Raw genomic sequence first — 16,979 nt, forward strand, 5'->3', positions numbered from 1 at the left:
CCCGGAGAGTGTTCGTGTCCGCGACCCCTCAGGCCCCCGCCAAGGCCTCCTTCAAGTTCCCGTTCTGGGCCCAGATCGTCACCGGTCTCGTGCTCGGCGTCCTGTTCGGCTGGCTCGCCCGCACCCAGGACGTCAGCTGGCTCGCCACCACCCTGGAGAAGGTCGGCGACCTCTTCGTCCAGCTGCTGAAGCTGGCCGTCGCCCCGCTCGTGTTCTTCGCGATCCTGGTGTCCATCACCAACCTGCGGAAGGTGAACAACGCCGCCCGCCTCGCCTCGCGCACGCTGCTGTGGTTCATGATCACCTCGCTGGTCGCCGTCGGCATCGGCCTCGCGATCGGCCTGCTCACCAACCCCGGCGCGGGCACCGGCCTGACCCCGCAGGACGGCAAGCTGCCCAAGCGCACCGGCTCCTGGATCGACTTCCTGACCGGCATCGTGCCGAAGGACATCGTCACCCCGTTCACCGAGCTGAACGTCCTTCAGATCGTCTTCCTCGCCGCCGTCGCCGGTGTCGCCGCCCTCCAGCTCGGCGACAAGGCCCAGCCGGTCCTGAACGTTGCCGAATCGATCCTGCAGCTGCTGCAGAAGGCCCTGTGGTGGGTCATCCGCCTCGCCCCCATCGGCACCGTCGGCCTCATCGGCACCGCCATCGCCTCGTACGGCTGGGAGCTCATCGGCAAGTACGCGACCTTCACCGCCGACGTCTACATCGGCTCCGCCCTCGTGATGTTCGGCGTCTACCCGCTGCTTCTCGCCACGGTCGCCAAGGTCAACCCGATCCAGTTCTTCAAGGGCGCCTGGCCCGCGATCCAGCTCGCCTTCGTCTCCCGCTCCTCCGTCGGCACCATGCCCGTCACCCAGAAGGTCACCGAGCGCCTCGGCGTCCCCCGCGAGTACGCCTCCTTCGCCGTCCCGTTCGGCGCCACCACCAAGATGGACGGCTGCGCCGCCATCTACCCGGCGCTCGCCGCGATCTTCATCGCGCAGATCTTCGACGTGCAGCTGACGATCACCGACTACCTGCTCATCGCCTTCGTCTCGGTCGTCGGCTCGGCCGCCACGGCCGGCCTCACCGGCGCCACCGTCATGCTGACCCTCACCCTGTCCACCCTGGGCCTGCCCCTGGAGGGTGTCGGCCTGCTCATGGCCATCGACCCGATCCTGGACATGATGCGCACCGCCACCAACGTCGCCGGCCAAGTTGTAACCCCTGTGATTGTGTCGGCGCGGGAGGGCATCCTCGACCGGGACAAGTACAACTCCGCGTCGGGCTCGCCGATCGACAGTGCGGAGCCGGCCGATGACGAGCGGAAGGTCGCAGTGCCCGCCGCCGTGTAAGACCTGCACCCTGCATCGACAGAAGCACCCCGGATCCGCGACGGTCCGGGGTGCTTCGCCGTACGGCCTTGAAAGGTTGGCGTCAACCGAGTCGTCAACGCCTGTCCTCGATGTCTGTGCCGCCGACCCGGCGAGGGCGGTCAGTCCTCGGACCCGGTCGGATCCGGGCCGACTGGTGTGACCTCGATGGAGGTGATCTCCGGGGGCTTCCGCCGTCCCTTGCCGATGCTGAAGACAGCCACCTCCTTGATCACGCCGGCCACGATGGTCCGGCGCCGTTCGAGGTTCTCCACAGAGTCGTCGCGCCAGGCTGCCAGGACATCGGTCCCGGTGAGGGATCGCCGGACGACGGCCGCCGCTTCACGTGCGCGCAGCGCGTGCAGTTCGTCGCGCAGGTGCTTCAGGGAGTCAAAGTAGTCCTCGTCTTCCATCTCCCCACCCTTCCAACGGCTCCGGAGACCCTGGATTCGTTCCTCCAGGACAGAGATCGCGTCGGTCGGATATTCCGTCGGGGCTGCTTGCGGCTGGGGCTGCCGATTACCGAGTGCGGCCTCCACGACCTCGTTCAGACGCTCCTCGATCCATGCGTACGAGCGGCTGACCTTGCCGCAGCCGAGCTGACCGTTCTGCCCCACGGAACTGGAGTTGCAGAAAGTCCGGCGGAACGTGCGCCCTTGAATGGTCGCCCACTGCACGCTCATAGTTGAGCCGCAGTTGCCGCACTTGAGGAACCCTGAGTAGAGGTGCTTCCGCTTGCCTGAGCCTTTGGCCACGCGCTTCGGCTCGGCCATGATGGTCCCCTCCGTCGGCCTGCACCGCGCTGTTAACGTACATATCAAGTGCGGGGTTACGAACTTCGCCGACCAAGTGCTGGTCCCGGTCCGGGAGGGGGCTGCGGCCTTGCGGCCTCACGGCTCCAGGGTCGCCATGCGGGCGTACGCGACCACCCCGAGCAGCAGCGGCGGGGCGAACCACCACGGCCCCATGGCCCGCCGCACCGACGGCACGGCGGTGATCAGCAGCCCGAGCACGCTCAGGCAGAGGGCGAGGAAGCAGGCCGCGGCGATCCGGGTGTAGCCCCGGTCGTCCCACTCGCCCTGCGGGCCGAACGCCACGGCCGAGAACACGCAGAAGGCGTTCAGCAGGTGCACGATCCCGAGCGGAACCCCCAGCACCCAGCGCAGGCACCCCCGGTCCTCGGGCAGGTCGATGTTCTCGCGCCCGTACGTCATCGCAGTGTGTCCTTCTTCGTCGTGACCGTGCGCGCCGCAGCCCGCTGATGCCCTGTCGGTGGCCCCTGCTAGCTTCCGCGCATGGCAGATTTCACCAACCGGCGGGAGATCACGTCCCTCGCCCGGCTCACCCCCGTCCAGATCGAACAGCTCCGGCGGTGCGGTGAGGCGTACGACGGCGAGGACCTGCCACCCGGGCAGCGTCTCCCCTCTGAGACGTCCGACGAAGAATCGGTACTGCACGGTTGCGAGCTCTGGGACGTGGCAGTCGACGGGGCATCCGTGTACGAGGCGTGGTTCTACCGGGCGGACAGCGGTTCGATCTTCCTCACGGGGACCACCGAGATGGTCGCGCAGGTCATCCAGTTCGGCCTGGAGTGCTCCGACGGCGACCGCGAAGCGGAGCTCCGTACGGCCATGGCCAAGGCCGGCATCTGACACCGCCTGGCGTACTCCCTTCCGCGCCGGGTCGCCCGGACCGGATCGCGGGCCCCCGGGATCCGGCGATCCGGGACGCATAAAGCCAAGGATCTGGGAGAAGAACCAACCAACCCGACCCACCTCACCCGACCCTGCGCGGGGGGCGCGCGGCGCGCGCGAGGCGCGTCGCCCGGATGGGTGAACTGTGGCAACTGGGCTGGATTCGCCGCCAGTTGCGGGGCATATGCTCGGGCCGACAACAGCAGACATGAGACGGCCCCCGGCGGGACGGCAATCCCGGTCGAGGGCCTGACCAAGTAGGAAGTCATCCCACTTCCCATGGCTCTTTCGAAGCTTAGCGCTGCCTCGCGCGCCTCGTCCCGCAATCACGCCGGGACCCCCCGATCCGGTGTCATCCACGTCAACATCCGGCACACGGCGCACTTCACGGTGGTCGGCAACCGCCTCGCCCAGCACCACGAACTCTCGTACACCGCACGCGGTATCGCCTTGTACATCCAGTCGCTGCCGCCCGGCTCCCCGGTCGGCGTCAAGGAGCTCGCCAAGCGGTCGCCGGAGGGCGAGGCCAGGATCGCCACGGCCCTGCGGGAGCTGGAGCAGCACGGGTACCTGGAGCGGCAGGTCGAGCGGCTGCCGGGCGGGCAACTCGTCACCCACACCTACTCGTACAACACGCCGGAGGCCGCCGCGTACCGGCAGCAGCCGCAGTCCCCGCCGCCACCCCTGCCCCCGGCTGCGCCGCCGCTGCCCTCGCCGGTCCGTGAAGCCGTACGGGTTCCCGAGCCGGAGCCCGAGCCGGAGTGGGAGCCGGGGCCCGGACCCGAGTCCGGGCGGCAGCCGGAGCCCGGGCCGGAGCCCGGGCGTGAAGGGGAGTGCGGGCGCCGCCCCTCGCCGGTTCGTGCCCCGGTCGATCCCGCCGCGTTCGAGCTGCTTGCCGGTCTGTGCCGGCACGATCCCCGGCTGCTGCTCTCCGAACGGGACGTGCACCGGCTCGCGGCCGGCGTCTCGGTCTGGCTGGAGCGGGGGGCTGCGCCCGAAGCCGTCGCGCTGATGCTGTCCAGGGACCTCCCCGACGGCCTCCGCAATCCCGCGGGCGTGCTGGCCTACCGGCTGGCCGCGCTCGTGCCGCCGCACCTGCCCGCAGCCCCGGGGCCGCGACCGGTCCTGCGGCCGGACCCGTTCCAGACGTGCGACGGCTGCGAGCGCGCCTTCCGCGCGCCCGCACCGGGTCGCTGCCGCGACTGCCCGCCACCGGGCGTCGGCGGGTAAGGCGATCAGGCCCTGCCCGGGCCGAGGCGGCCCGGGTGCGGGTTCGGTGGCGGTTCCGTGCGGGTTCGCGCGGGGGGTGTTCAGGGCGGTTGCCCGTGCGTACATTACCGGCGGTAACAGCACGTCCCCGTGGTGAGCCGAGGAGAGAGCACCGTGGAACTGCAGACCGCGCCGAAGCTGGTCGAGCCCGTCAGGACCGTCGTCGACGGGGTGGTGCGGCAGGCCGAGGTGCCCGCGCTGGCCGGGGTCCCGGACAGCGGCTCGCTCGGCGACATCCCGTTCCGCAACGCCCGCGAGGCCCCCGGCGCCACCGTCCTCTCCCGCAAGGCACAGGACGGGACCTGGCACGACGTCACCGCCGCCCAATTCGCCGCCGAGGTGCTCGCCGTCGCCAAGGGGCTCATCGCGGAGGGGCTCCGCGAAGGCGACCGGCTCGCCATCATGGCCCGCACGACCTACGAGTGGACCCTGCTGGACTTCGCCGCCTGGGCCGCCGGGCTGGTCACCGTACCCGTCTACCCCACCTCCTCCGCCCTCCAGGCCCGCTGGATCATCCAGGACTCCGGCGCCGTGGCCTGCGCCGTCGAGGACACCGCCCAAGCCCGCCTCATCAGCGCCGAACGGCCCCACCTGCCCTGGCTGGCACACCTGTGGGAAATCGACACCGGCGCCGTGGCCCGGCTGGTCAAGGCCGGCGAACAGCTGCCCGACGCCGTCGTGCACGCCCGCCGGGCCGCCCGTACACCCGACTCCGTCGCCACCCTCATCTACACCTCCGGCACCACCGGCCAGCCCAAGGGCTGCGTCATCACCCACGCCAACTTCTTCGCCGAAGCCGACAACGCGGTGGAACTGCTGCACCCCGTCTTCAAGTCCGTCAGCAAGGAACCCGCGTCCACCCTGCTGTTCCTGCCGCTCAGCCACGTCTTCGGCCGCATGGTCGCCGTCGGATGCCTGCGCGCCCGGGTCAGACTCGGGCACGCGCCGAGCCTGCACACCGAGGAACTCCTCGCCGACCTGGCCGGCTTCCGGCCCACGTTCCTGCTCGCCATCCCGTACGTCCTGGAGAAGGTCTACAACACCGCCCGGGCCACCGCCGAACGCATGGGCCGCGCCTCCTCCTTCGACCGGGCCGCACGCATCGCGCAGCGCTACGGCGAAACCGTCGAAGGCCGCACCCCGGGGCTCGGCCTGCGCGCCGCCCGGGCCCTGTACGACCCCCTCGTCTACCGGCGCATCCGCGCGGCGCTCGGCGGGAGCGTGCGCTACATCCTCAGCGGCGGATCACCCCTCGGGCGGCGGCTCGCCGCCTTCTACACCGGGGCCGGCATCGAGGTCTTCGAGGGCTACGGGCTCACCGAGACGACCGGAGCCAGCACCGTGACCCCGCCGCAGAAACCACGGCTCGGGACAGTCGGCTGGCCCCTGCCCGGCACGGCCGTACGCATCGCGGAAGACGGCGAGGTACTGCTCCGGGGCCGACACGTCTTCGCCGGCTACTGGAACACCGCCGCGGGATACGCACCCTTCGCCGCCGGCGGCTGGCTCGCCACCGGGGACATCGGCGAACTCGACGCCGAGGGGTACCTCACGATCACCGGCCGCAAGAAAGACCTGATCATCACCTCCGCCGGCAAGAACGTGGCCCCCGCCCCACTGGAGGACTGGCTGCGGGCCCACCCACTCGTCGGCCAGTGCATGGTCGTCGGCGACAACCGGCCGTACGTCACCGCGCTGATCACCCTGGAGCCGGAGGGGCTCGCGCACTGGCGGGCGATGCGGAGGAAGGAGGGCGTGCCGATGCGCGAGCTGGTCCGCGACGAGGAACTGCGGGCCGAAATCCAGCGGGCGGTGGACGAGGCGAACCGGCTGGTGTCCCGATCCGAGTCGATCCGCAGCTTCACGATCCTGCCGGGCCAGTTCACCGAAGCCCGCGGCCACCTGACCCCGTCGCTGAAGCTGAAACGGGCAGCCATCGTCCGGGACCACGAAGCGGAGATCGAGGTGCTGTACCGCGAGGATTGACGGGGGGGCGAGGGGGGAGGCGTGAGGCCCCCCGTATACGTCAGCCGCAATTCAAGGTCTTCAGGGTCTCCGCCATGTAGGTGCGCATGAACGCCTCGACGGCGGGCCGCAGGTCCTGCTTCAGTTTGTTGGCACGCTCCACCTGCACCGTGAGGGTGAAGTGGTCGCCGCCTGCTGTCTTGCAGGGGGCGGTGGCTGTGGCGCCTTCGTTGCCGAGCACGGAGTCCTCGAAGCCGAGGTTCACTCGGGCGGGTTCCGTCAGTCCGATGACCGTGCTCTCGCGGGAGTAAGCCATCAGGTCCCCCGGTGGGCCGTCGTGAAACGCGAACCGGAAATTGAGCGCGCGTTCATCGTTCACGGCCAGCACACAGGGTGCCGTCTGTGCCACCTGCCGGTCCACCCTGCTGCCCTCGGTGATCTTCCCACGCGGGCGCAGCAGGGGACCGGACAGGTCCGGGGAGACGGGTGTGCCGCAGATCGTCCCCGGGATGGCCTCGTCGGCGGTGTCGCAGGCCACCAGGGACAGCCCGAGGGCGACACCCGCAGTGGCCGCAGTCAGGGCCCGCCTCGGTGCGGTCACGGCCTTGGCGAACGCCATGGTGGTTCCCCCCGCCGATGCTTGTCGTCGTTTGTCATCGTTCATGGTCGTTCAGAGCGTCTCTTCGGCGCTCCCGGGGCCTGCATGCCTCAGCCGCAGTTCAACGTCTTCAGGGTCTCCGCCATGTAGGCGCGCATGAACGCCTCGATGGCGGGCCGCAGGTCCGGCTTCAGTGCCTTGGCTCGGTCCACCTTCATCTTGAGGGTGAAATGGTCACCGCCCGCCGTTTTGCACGGAGCCGTGGCTGCGGCGCCTTCGTTGCCGAGCACGGAATCTTCGAAGCCGAGGTTCACCCGGGCCGGTTCCGTCAGCCCGAGGACCGTGCTCTCGCGGGAGCGGGCCAGCAGGTCCTCCGGCGCGCCGTCGTGAAAGCCGAACCGGAAGGTGAGTGCACGTTTACCGTCCACAAGTACCACACAGGGCATCAACCAGGCTTTCGACGGGTCCACCCGGTTGCCCTCGACGATTTTTCCGTGCGGGTGCAGCAGGGGACCGGACAGGTCCGGGGAGATGGGTGTGCCGCAGATCGTCTCCGGGATGGCCTCGTCGGCGGTGTCGCAGGCCACCACGGACAGGAGGAGGACGGCACCCGCGGTGGCTCCAGTCAGGGCCCGCCTCATTCGGCAGCCCCGCTCTCCGGAGGGGCGACGGCCTTGGCGCGGGCCGCGCCGGACCCGGCGGCCTCTTCCATTGTCTCCTGGTATTTGAGGCGGCTGGCACCGGTGTCGTGCTGCTTCAGCCACTCGTCGGTCAGCCCCATCAGCTGACCGTTGCGCTTCTCAAACGCGCCGTAGGTCTTGTCCTCGAACTCCTTGTCGATGTGCTTCTGCTCGTCGGCCAGCCACTTGTCGACCACGTAGTCGAAGCCGGCCTGGACTTCCGCGTCATAGGCGGGCAGGTAGCCGATCGCCGTGTCGAACATCCACTTGTCGTCCCAGGCGGCCTTCTCGGCCGGTCCGACGGCCGCGGTGCGGGCCTCCTCCAGGAAGCCGACGGTGCGGCCGGCCCGTACCAGGGACTCCTCCGGGTGCTTCTGGTTCGGCTCGTGGATCTCGTGGACCATGGCCTGGTTGATGCCGTAGTTCAGTGTGCCGTAGGCCTCCTGGTCCTTGGAGACCTGCTTGATGACCTCGTACATGTCGTTCTGCTCCACCGGCAGGGAGCGCATGTCGACGCTGCTGGTGACCTCGTGCACGGTGTCGGCGTGGTTCACCAGGATGTTCGACATCGGCTCGCGCAGCGACTCGGGAAGGTCGTCGCCGGCCTCCGCGAACTCGCTGATCGCGTTCTTGAAGACGGCCTTGTTGTCGGCGGAGTGCTCGACGAACTTCGGGTTGTCCGAGGACGGGTCGATGCCGGTGGCACCGGCCAGCAGCGCGGCGCCGAAGCCCGCCCGGTCGTCCTTGTCGAGTGCGGCGGAGTAGTGCACGGAGTTGCCGTGCTCGTTGGCCTCCAGCACCACCTCCCAGTTGCGGCCCATGAGGTGCTTCATCCGGTCCTCGTCCTTGAGGTAGGACGCCGACGCCTCCGGGTTGTGGCTCATCACGCCGAGCAGCCCGTCCATCGGGTCGTTGGCGAACCAGCCGGTCCGCTCCCCGTCGTACTCGCCGCCCTTCATGACCCAGATGTCCTTGCGGTCCTTCTCGGCCTTCATGATGTCGTCGCCCATGTCGTGCAGGAACTGCTTCGAGTAGTCCCCGCCGCCCTGGCTCATCAGCGTGACCAGCGACTGGTAGCCGTACGCCTTCTCCAGTCGCAGATCCGTGAAGGAGGTGTTCCGGCGTTCCAGGCCCTCCTTCTGCATGTCGGCCCGGAACTTCTTGTACGTCTCCGAGTTCGGGTCCTTCGTCGCCGAGGCGAGTGTGGCCCCCAGGCCCTTCTGCAGATCCGTGTAGTCCCCCTTGTTCGCGGGGTTCTTGACGTGGATCTCGTCGCTGAGCCGGTTCGTCAGCTCGATCGTGCCCTTCGCACCCAGCCCGTTGATGAACACCTGGCTGAACTCGGGCTTGCCCGAGTTGTCGCGGAAGGACCGCTGGAGCTCCGCCATCTCGGCCGGCGGGATCTTCTCGCCCCCCGCCAGGCGGGTGGCGATGCTCTCGGCGTTCCGCGCCTCGTACACCTCGACGTCGCCCTGCGCCTTGCCGTTGAAGCCGGTGCCGAAGGTGGTGTCGTTCTTGTCGCCGTAGCCGTCCGCGCAGGCCGCCTCCAGCGCGATCTTCACACCCTGGTCCGCGTCGTCGAGGGCCTTGACGGCGCCGGCTATGTGCTGCGTCCAGGAGTTCTCGGCGTTCTTCAGGTCCGGGTCGTGCCGGGCGGCGTTCGCAGTGGCCGCGTCCACCTTGGAGTAGTCGAAGCTGCACCGGCCCTCTTCGGACACCTTCATGCCCGCCTTCACCGCGTCGTCGCGGGCGGACTCGACCTTCTTCTTCAGGTCGGTGAACTGCTCGTGTGCGTCACGCAGCAGGCTGGCGATCGCCTTCGCCTGTGTCTGCGCGGCCGAGTACTCGTAGCGGGTGCCCGCGAAGTTGGTGTGGGCAGCGCCGGCGCTCACACCGTTCCAGGCCTGACCCCCCATGGTGATCTTCTGGACGCTGTCCCCGTAGCGTTCCTCGACCTTCTTGAACTCGCCTGCCATCGCATCCCATTTGGCTGCGGCCGTGGCCAGCTGTCCGAAGTCGGTCGTCATGACCTCGTGGTACGTCAACATGGTTCCTGCCCCCGCCGCCTAGAGCCCGTTCAGTTTCGAGTCCGATGACGGCTTCACGAGGTTGAAGCCCTCACCGGTCGAGATGTCCCTGCGCAGGAACATGTTCGACGCCCCGCGCAGCGCGGTCTTCTCCGAGGCCAGCCGGCCCATCAACCCGATCACCTGCCGGTCCCAGGTTTCCAGCGCCTTCTTCAGGCCGGCTGCCGTGCTCCAGCCGTCGAAGGCCTTGACCGTGTTGTTCGAAGCCTCGTCAGCGTGGTCCCCGGCCTTCTTGGTGTTCGGCTCCAGGTCGGTCTCGATGGTGTTCGCCGCGGCCTTCTTCTCCGCCGGCGTCGACGCGAAGTCTCCGGTGCCGGGGAACAGCGGGCCGGGTGGCTGCCCCGAGTTCAGCCGCATTGCCGCCTGGTCTGCGGCGGCGAACCGCGCCTGACCCCCGTCCTGCTCGAACCCCATGGTGGCTCCCCCGCGGTGCTTGTTTCGTCGCTTGTCGTTTGTTCGTGGTTGTTTGAAACGATTCTTCGACGCTAGCAGGGCCGGAGCCGCTGCCCGTCTTCCTTGGCCTGCGGCCGCCCGTGTGTCCGGAAGCTGACGCCGGGGTCGCCCGTTTGGCCGGTTCGTGCAGGTCGGGGGTGGGCTGCGGGAGGCTGCCGGGTTCTCGGGCGGCGGGGGCGGGCCCGGGCGCTTATCGTGGGCTGACGGATCGGGGGGCCGCCCGGAGGAGGGTGCAGTGCACCGTTCCCGCTCCCGCTCGCGTTCCCGTACCGGGGCCGCGGTCGGCGTCGGCTGCCTGCTGGTGACCACCGCCGTCGCCGCAGTCCCGGGCGCCGGCCCTGCGGCGACACCCGGATCGGCTGCTGTGCGCGTCCGCGCGTCCGCCGTTCCGTCCGTCGTCCCTTCCGATTCCCCGTCTCCCGCCCGGCCCCGCATACGGTGGGGTGCCTGTCCCGAGCGGCCCGTGCCCGCCGGCATGCGGTGCGGCACCCTCACCGTGCCGCTCGACCACTCCGCCCCCGCCAAGGGCACCGTCCGCATCGCCCTCGCCGAGATGCCGGCCAACGGCCCCCGCGCCGGGCGCCGCGGCTCGCTGCTGCTGAACTTCGGCGGTCCCGGCGGGGCCGGCATCGACGCCCTCGCCACCCACGCCAAGGCCCTCGCCGAGCTCGGCGAGCGCTACGACCTCGTCACCTTCGACCCCCGCGGAGTCGGCCACAGCGAACCCGTCAGCTGCGGCGGCTCCCTCGAACCCGACCCCGTCGACTCCGCCGACCCCGCGGCGGCGCTCGCCGCCCTCCGGGCCGTCGCCGCCCGCTGCGCACGCGCCTCCGGGCCGGTGCTGCCGTACATCGGCACCGTGCACGTCGCCCGCGACATGGACCTCATCCGGCAGGCCCTCGGCGAGGACGAGCTCAACTACCTCGGCTTCTCCTACGGGACCCGCCTCGGCGCCGTGTACGCCGCCCAATTCCCCCGCCGCGTCGGCCGGATGGCCCTCGACGGTGTCGACAACCTCACCGAACCCCTCGTCGAGCAGGCCCTCGCCTCCGCGCAGGGCCAGCAGCAGGCCCTGGACAACTTCCTGTCCTGGTGCGCCCGCCAGCCCGGCTGCGTGTACGGGACGAACACCCGCACCGCCAAGGAAGACGTGGCGGCCCTCGTCGCCCGGCTCGACACAGCCCCCCTCGTCGACGAGGACGGCGCCTTCTTCACCGGACAGGACGCCGCCACCGCCATCTCCATCGCCCTCTACTCCCGCGAACTGTGGCCGACCCTCGCCCAAGCGCTCGCCCTGGCCGAACGGGGCCGCGACCCGCGCGGGCTGCTCCGCCTCGGCGCCCCCGCCGACCCGCCCCCGAGCGGTTCCGCACAGTCGCCCGGCCTCGTCCCCTCCGACAACGCCGCCGCCGCGATGACCGCCGTGAACTGCGCCGACGACCCCGACCGCAGCGCCGACAAGGCGAGCCCGGCTGCCGTGCTGAAGCGGATCGAAGGCCTGCGGGAGGAGTTCCGCCAGGCCTCGGAGATCTTCGGGCCGCGGCAGCTGCTCACCGTCCTGGCCTGCTACGGACGCCCCGCCGGCACCGACTTCATCCGCAGGATCGACCGGCCGCCCGGTGCCCCGCGCATGCTCCTCGTCGGCACCCGCGGCGACCCGGCCACCCCGTACCGGTGGACCGAGGAGACCGCCGAACGCCTCGGCTCCGCCGTCGTCCTCGACTACAAGGGCGACGGACACACCGGCTACACCTCCTCGCGCTGCGTGCGCGGCTACGTCGGCGACTTCCTCGTCGACGGCCGCCTGCCGTCCGGGACACGGTCCTGCCCCGCCGACGAATGACCGCAGGTGGGGCCGACTGTTCGACCATGCAATCGAACATTTATTCGTATACGGTGCCACTCATGGGGAACTTCGTACTCGTACCCGGCGCGTGGCTCGGGGCATGGGCCTGGGACGCGGTGGCGGCGGAGCTGCGCGCGGCGGGCCACGACGTCCACCCGCTCACGCTGTCCGGGCTCGCCGAACGGCGCGGTTCCGGGTCATGGGCCGGTCAGCAGACGCACGTGCACGACATCGTCGACGCGGTCGAGCGCCTGGACCTGCACGACGTCGTCCTGGTCGGCCACAGCTACTCCGGCATCCCGGTGGGCCAGGCGGCCGAGCTGATCGGCGACCGGCTCGCCCGGGTCGTCTTCGTCGACGCGAACGTCCCGGTGGACGGGGAGCCGTTCGTCTCCGGCTGGCCGGGCGGGGTCGAAGTGGCGGCGGCCATCGAGGCGAACGACGGCTTCTGGCCGCCGCTGATGGCGGCCGAATACGCGGGCCAAGGCCTGGACGAGGAGCAGATCGCCCGCATCGTGGCAGGTGCCACCCCGCACCCGGGCGCCACCCTGACGGAACCGGCGGCACTCGCCCGCTCGCTGGGCGAGCTCCCGGCGGTGTACGTGAAATGCCTGCTGGACGGACCGGAACCCCCGCCGGCGGCGGCCGAGCTCCTCAAGAACGACAGCTGGACCCTGCTGACCCTGAACACGGGCCACTGGCCGATGTTCTCCCGACCGGTGGAACTGGCGGGGTTGCTGGCGGGGGTGGGGATGGGGGAGCAGGGGAGCGGGGAGGGGTAAGGCGGGGCGGGGGTGCGGTGAGGGGGATCCCCGTACCCGGGGTCGGAGGAGCGTCCGCCGTCAGGGGGTTCGCTCCGCTCGGAGGTGTTCCAGTTCGTCCTCGTGTCGGCGCAGGGTCAAGGCCACCGTGCCCGTCGTGTACTGGAAGGTGCCGGCTGCGGCCAGCGGGATGGAGAGGGTGAGGAGGGCGAGCAGGTCGGCCGGGTCCCGTTCGGTGGCGCAGCGTTCGCCCTCGGTGGCCGCGTACGAGCGCCGCTTGCCGTCGCCCTCGTCGTAGAAGACGGGGGAGGCGCAGTCGATGCTGCTCCTGGAGCCGTAGTTGACGGTGAAGGGGGCGAGCAGCTGGTAGCCGAGCCAGAGCCAGACGGCGCCTGCGGCGATGAGCAGGAACACCCCCAGGGTGCGCTTGCGGTCCGCGCGTTCGCGGAAGGTCGTCTCGTGCGCCTCTGCTGTCATGTGCGCCGAATCTAGTCGAACGGCCGGGGCGGCTGCGGCTCGTTTCTGCTCCTTAATTCGCCATGGAAGCGCCAAGATCGGTCAAATATGCATCTATTGGTGTGTAAGTCGAAACGGGCGGCCGTAGTCTGGGTGTTCTGTCGCTGTGCCGGTTGAAGTCGAGACGAATGGTGTGTCACATCTCTCGGGGCGCCGGTGAGTCGCCTTCGAATACCTGATAGACAGTGAATATTCACGGCTCGACCCGCCGTACTTCTTGCCGGCCGCCTTGGGGGGATCGCCGCACTGTGAAGCCGCTTCACCGCCACCTCGTCAACACCTCGCGAAAGGTCCTGTGTACGGCCGCGCTCGCGGCCAGCCTGACGACCGCCGCCGTGGTGACCAACCCGCCCACCGCCGACGCGGGCGAGTCCGAGCCCACCCCGGACAGCCCCCAGGCCACCGACCGCGGCGACGCCCGCCTGGATCTGCCCGGCGACCTCGCCGACCCGGCGGTGCCGCCGACCGCCGGCGCCGGCGCGGGCGAGAGCGCCAGCGGTATCCCCGCGACCGCCCTCGACGCCTACAAGCGCGCGGAGACCGCGGTCGCCGCCGCGCTCCCGAAGTGCAAGCTGCCCTGGCAGCTCCTCGCGGGCATCGGCCGGGTCGAGTCCGTCCACGCTTCCGGCTACGGCCTCAAGGCCGACGGGTACACCGAGAAGCCGATCCGCGGCCCGCAGCTGAACGGCCAGGGCTTCGCGGAGATCAAGGACACCGACAAGGGCGAGTTCGACGGGGACGCGGCCTACGACCGGGCCGTCGGCCCGATGCAGTTCATCCCCTCCACCTGGGCCACCTGGGGTGCCGACGGCAGCGGCGACTCCAAGCGCGACCCGAACAACATCTACGACGCCGCCCTCGGCGCCGGCCTGTACCTGTGCGCGGGCGACCGCAACCTCTCGGACCAGGCGCAGCTGGACAAGGCGATCCTCAGCTACAACAACTCCCGCGAGTACGTGAACACCGTGCTCGGGTACATGAAGCAGTACCAGAGCGGTACGAGCGAGGTGCCCAACCCGCCGTCCGGGACGTACCCGACGCCCACCAACCCGGTGCTGCCGACGCCGCGCCCCACCACCCCCACCACGCCCACGCAGACGCAGCCGTCGACCGGCGGGGGGACGTCCACGGGCTCGCCCTCGAAGCCGTCGACGAACCCCGGCAAGCCGACGAACCCCACCACCCCCACCAACCCCTCCAAGCCGGCCGAGCCGGAGAAGCCCGCGCCGCACCTGGCCAAGGTGGAGGCGGTCGGCAGTACCGAACTCAAGGCGGAGGCAGGGGCCGCGTTCACGGCGGTGCCGCGGGTCAAGGCCGTGCTCAGCGACGGCAAGCCGGCCAAGGGGCAGTCCATCCTGTTCGCGGTCGAGGACGACACGACGGGCACCTACTTCGGTGTCCAGGGCCGGTCCCACCGGGTGGTGCAGACCGACGCCGAGGGCATCGCCGCCGCGCCGGGCCTCGTGGCCGGCGAGAAGCCGGGCACCTTCACGCTGCGGGCCTCCGGCTACGGCACCGCCACCCAGTTCACGGTGAACTTCGGCGGTGTCGTCGCGGCGAAGCCCGCCCCGGCCGTCGCCGACCTGCTGACCCGCGCCGACGCGGGTGCGGGCAAGCCGCTGGAGGTCGTCACCGGGACCGCCGTCAAGGGCGTCAAGGTGAAGGCGACCGCCGAGGGCAAGGCGGTGGCCGGTACGCAGGCGACCGCCGGGCTGGTGGAGAAGGACAAGGCGACCGACGCGTGGGTTCCGGTGGACCCGGCGAAGGCGAAGGGCCCGTACTTCAAGGGGGCCAAGGACGGCGAGAAGCTGTTCGGCCTGGAGCTGGCCCCGTCCGGCACCGACGGCCTGATCGCCCTGCCGGAGCTGCTGACCGCGGACGTCGCCCCGGGCACGTACCACCTGCGGCTGATCACCAAGGAGAAGGTCGTCCTGATCCTGGAGGTGAAGGTCACCGCCAAGGCGGAGGCCCCGGCCCCGCAGACCCCGGCCCCGCAGACCCCGTCGACCTCCCCGTCGCCGACGCAGTCCGCCGCCGTCAAGCCGTAACGGCCCGGCCCGGCCCGGTCTGCCCCGAGACGACGGCCGGCCGCCACCGTGATCCGGTGGCGGCCGGCCGTTTCGCGCGTCCGCTCGCATACGCCCCCTGCGCATCCCATCCCCTGGGCATCCCCTGGGCATCCCCTCCGCCCTTCCCCGCCCCCGGGCAAAAGGCAGGAGCCCCGCCGTCCTCCGTTCGCGAGGCGAACGGGGAGGCAGGGCTCCTTGGGTGCTGCTCTCAGGTACTGCGATCCAACCGAGTGTGGTTGGCCGTGGCGATTAGCCTACGGTGACGTTCTCCGCCTGCGGGCCCTTCGGGCCCTGCGTGACGTCGAAGTTCACGGTCTGGTTCTCCTCGAGGGAGCGGAAGCCAGAGGCGTTGATCGCGGAGTAGTGGACGAAGACATCCGGGCCGCCGCCGTCCTGGGCGATGAAGCCGAAGCCCTTTTCAGCGTTGAACCACTTGACGGTTCCGGTAGCCATGAGCCCTCCTATGGGCCAAAGGGTCGCCCTGCTCCAGAACCTGCTAAGAAGTCTGAAAACTACTAAAGCCCGCGGGTCACATTCTCCGCAGGCTTCGTACTGCAAGGGAAACCAAACTGCAACTTGCTTCGAGCCTAGCACGCACCCCGCGGCCGAGACCAGAGGGAAAGATCACGTCACCCGGACGTTTGAGACCCGCTCGAAGGCTGACGCGGGGCCGCCAGCTAGTCTCGCGATGTGGACGTCTATCGCAGCCGGCCCCGGGTCGGCCACATTCAGTTCCTGAACTGCCTTCCCCTCTACTGGGGGCTGGCCAGGACCGGCACCCTGCTGGACCTGGAGCTGACCAAGGACACCCCCGAGAAGCTCAGTGAGCACCTCGTGCAGGGCCGTCTCGACATCGCCCCGATCACCCTTGTCGAGTTCCTCCGCAATGCCGATCGGCTCGTCGCCTTCCCCGATCTCGCGGTCGGCTGCGACGGCCCGGTGATGTCCTGCGTGATCGTCTCCCAGGTGCCGCTGGACCGGCTGGACGGCGCCCGCGTCGCCCTCGGCTCGACGTCCCGCACCTCCGTACGCCTGGCCCAGCTGCTGCTCGCCGAGCAGTACGGGGTCCGCCCCGACTACTTCACCTGCCCGCCTGACCTGGGGCTGATGATGCAGGAGGCCGACGCGGCCGTGCTGATCGGCGACGCCGCGCTGCGCGCCTCGCTGCACGACGCGCCCCGGCTCGGCCTGGACGTCCACGACCTGGGGCTGATGTGGAAGGAATGGACCGGGCTGCCGTTCGTGTTCGCCGTGTGGGCGGCGCGGAAGGACTACCTGGACCGTGAGCCGGCCGTCGTCCGGCAGGTGCACGAGGCCTTCCTCGAATCCCGGGACATCTCCCTGGAGGAGGTCGCCAAGGTCGCCGAGCAGGCGGCCCGCTGGGAGGCCTTCGACGCCGAACTGCTGCAGCGGTACTTCACCACCCTCGACTTCCGCTTCGGGCCGGAACAGCTCGCCGGCGTAAGGGAATTCGCCCGTCGGACGGGTCACTCGACCGGCTATCCGGCTGATGTCGCGGTGGAGCTGCTGAAGGTGTCCTGAAGGTTCCCCCGGCGGGTTCGGGTGCGTGCTCGCGTTCCGTTTCCGGATCGGTTCCGTGATCGGATTACCGGGCGGCGGTCCGGGTTCCGGTCGGCATCCCCCGGGGAATTCCTGATCTTTTCCGATTGTCGTCGCGGCGCC

Annotated in this window: 16 protein-coding genes; 8 read left to right on the forward strand and 8 right to left on the reverse strand. The window is 70.1% G+C overall.

Features of this window, described 5'->3' with window-relative positions:
* Positions 1-8: 8 nt before the first annotated feature.
* Complete coding sequence (locus ACIQUT_RS31450) at positions 9-1,340, forward strand: dicarboxylate/amino acid:cation symporter (RefSeq protein ID WP_403567880.1); 1,332 nt, start codon at positions 9-11, stop codon at positions 1,338-1,340.
* Between the two features lie 140 nt (positions 1,341-1,480).
* Here ACIQUT_RS31450 and ACIQUT_RS31455 read toward each other — a convergent pair whose 3' ends face one another.
* Entirely contained in the window at positions 1,481-2,131 is a 651-nt protein-coding gene (locus ACIQUT_RS31455) for a zinc ribbon domain-containing protein (RefSeq protein ID WP_403567882.1), read from the reverse strand.
* Between the two features lie 117 nt (positions 2,132-2,248).
* Positions 2,249-2,572: a hypothetical protein gene (locus ACIQUT_RS31460; RefSeq protein ID WP_403567884.1), complete on the reverse strand. Its 324-nt coding sequence runs from the start codon at positions 2,570-2,572 to the stop codon at positions 2,249-2,251.
* 81 nt (positions 2,573-2,653) lie between these two features.
* On the opposite strand from ACIQUT_RS31460, the gene ACIQUT_RS31465 reads away from it, so the two are divergent.
* The 3 genes from ACIQUT_RS31465 (at position 2,654) to ACIQUT_RS31475 (ending at position 6,307) form a co-directional block, all read left to right on the forward strand.
* On the forward strand, positions 2,654-3,010 hold the full coding sequence (locus ACIQUT_RS31465; RefSeq protein WP_403567886.1) for a hypothetical protein: 357 nt from the start codon (positions 2,654-2,656) through the stop codon (positions 3,008-3,010).
* 321 nt (positions 3,011-3,331) lie between these two features.
* On the forward strand, positions 3,332-4,282 hold the full coding sequence (locus ACIQUT_RS31470) for a helix-turn-helix domain-containing protein (RefSeq protein ID WP_403567888.1): 951 nt from the start codon (positions 3,332-3,334) through the stop codon (positions 4,280-4,282).
* Positions 4,283-4,435: 153 nt separating this feature from the next.
* Entirely contained in the window at positions 4,436-6,307 is a 1,872-nt protein-coding gene (locus ACIQUT_RS31475; RefSeq protein ID WP_403567890.1) for an AMP-dependent synthetase/ligase, read from the forward strand.
* Between the two features lie 40 nt (positions 6,308-6,347).
* On the opposite strand, the gene ACIQUT_RS31480 is transcribed toward ACIQUT_RS31475, so the two are convergent.
* The 4 genes from ACIQUT_RS31480 to ACIQUT_RS31495 all read right to left on the reverse strand — a co-directional run bounded on the left by ACIQUT_RS31480 (position 6,348) and on the right by ACIQUT_RS31495 (position 10,065).
* Positions 6,348-6,905: a hypothetical protein gene (locus ACIQUT_RS31480; protein ID WP_403567892.1), complete on the reverse strand. Its 558-nt coding sequence runs from the start codon at positions 6,903-6,905 to the stop codon at positions 6,348-6,350.
* Between the two features lie 89 nt (positions 6,906-6,994).
* The gene (locus ACIQUT_RS31485) at positions 6,995-7,471 is read right to left on the reverse strand and encodes a hypothetical protein (RefSeq protein WP_403567894.1); all 477 of its coding nucleotides are present in this window, start codon (positions 7,469-7,471) and stop codon (positions 6,995-6,997) included.
* 50 nt (positions 7,472-7,521) lie between these two features.
* On the reverse strand, positions 7,522-9,612 hold the full coding sequence (locus ACIQUT_RS31490) for a hypothetical protein (protein ID WP_403567896.1): 2,091 nt from the start codon (positions 9,610-9,612) through the stop codon (positions 7,522-7,524).
* A gap of 18 nt (positions 9,613-9,630) precedes the next feature.
* Positions 9,631-10,065 (reverse strand): hypothetical protein, encoded by a 435-nt coding sequence (locus ACIQUT_RS31495; protein WP_403567898.1) that lies wholly within the window; start codon positions 10,063-10,065, stop codon positions 9,631-9,633.
* Between the two features lie 274 nt (positions 10,066-10,339).
* Between ACIQUT_RS31495 and ACIQUT_RS31500 the strand changes: the two genes are divergently transcribed.
* The gene (locus tag ACIQUT_RS31500) at positions 10,340-11,947 is read left to right on the forward strand and encodes an alpha/beta hydrolase (RefSeq protein ID WP_403567900.1); all 1,608 of its coding nucleotides are present in this window, start codon (positions 10,340-10,342) and stop codon (positions 11,945-11,947) included.
* A 62-nt stretch (positions 11,948-12,009) separates the two neighbouring features.
* On the forward strand, positions 12,010-12,732 hold the full coding sequence (locus tag ACIQUT_RS31505; RefSeq protein ID WP_403567902.1) for an alpha/beta fold hydrolase: 723 nt from the start codon (positions 12,010-12,012) through the stop codon (positions 12,730-12,732).
* A gap of 60 nt (positions 12,733-12,792) precedes the next feature.
* Here ACIQUT_RS31505 and ACIQUT_RS31510 read toward each other — a convergent pair whose 3' ends face one another.
* Positions 12,793-13,188: a hypothetical protein gene (locus ACIQUT_RS31510; RefSeq protein WP_403567904.1), complete on the reverse strand. Its 396-nt coding sequence runs from the start codon at positions 13,186-13,188 to the stop codon at positions 12,793-12,795.
* A 287-nt stretch (positions 13,189-13,475) separates the two neighbouring features.
* Here ACIQUT_RS31510 and ACIQUT_RS31515 point away from each other — a divergent pair, with 287 nt between their 5' ends.
* Positions 13,476-15,275: a lytic transglycosylase domain-containing protein gene (locus tag ACIQUT_RS31515; protein ID WP_403567906.1), complete on the forward strand. Its 1,800-nt coding sequence runs from the start codon at positions 13,476-13,478 to the stop codon at positions 15,273-15,275.
* A gap of 270 nt (positions 15,276-15,545) precedes the next feature.
* Here ACIQUT_RS31515 and ACIQUT_RS31520 read toward each other — a convergent pair whose 3' ends face one another.
* On the reverse strand, positions 15,546-15,749 hold the full coding sequence (locus tag ACIQUT_RS31520) for a cold-shock protein (RefSeq protein ID WP_179177618.1): 204 nt from the start codon (positions 15,747-15,749) through the stop codon (positions 15,546-15,548).
* 237 nt (positions 15,750-15,986) lie between these two features.
* Between ACIQUT_RS31520 and ACIQUT_RS31525 the strand changes: the two genes are divergently transcribed.
* Positions 15,987-16,838, forward strand: a complete 852-nt coding sequence (locus ACIQUT_RS31525) for a menaquinone biosynthetic enzyme MqnA/MqnD family protein (RefSeq protein ID WP_403567908.1) — start codon at positions 15,987-15,989, stop codon at positions 16,836-16,838.
* Positions 16,839-16,979 lie beyond the last annotated feature (141 nt).

Source organism: Streptomyces sp. NPDC090445 (genome assembly GCF_044769385.1).
GTDB lineage: Bacteria > Actinomycetota > Actinomycetes > Streptomycetales > Streptomycetaceae > Streptomyces.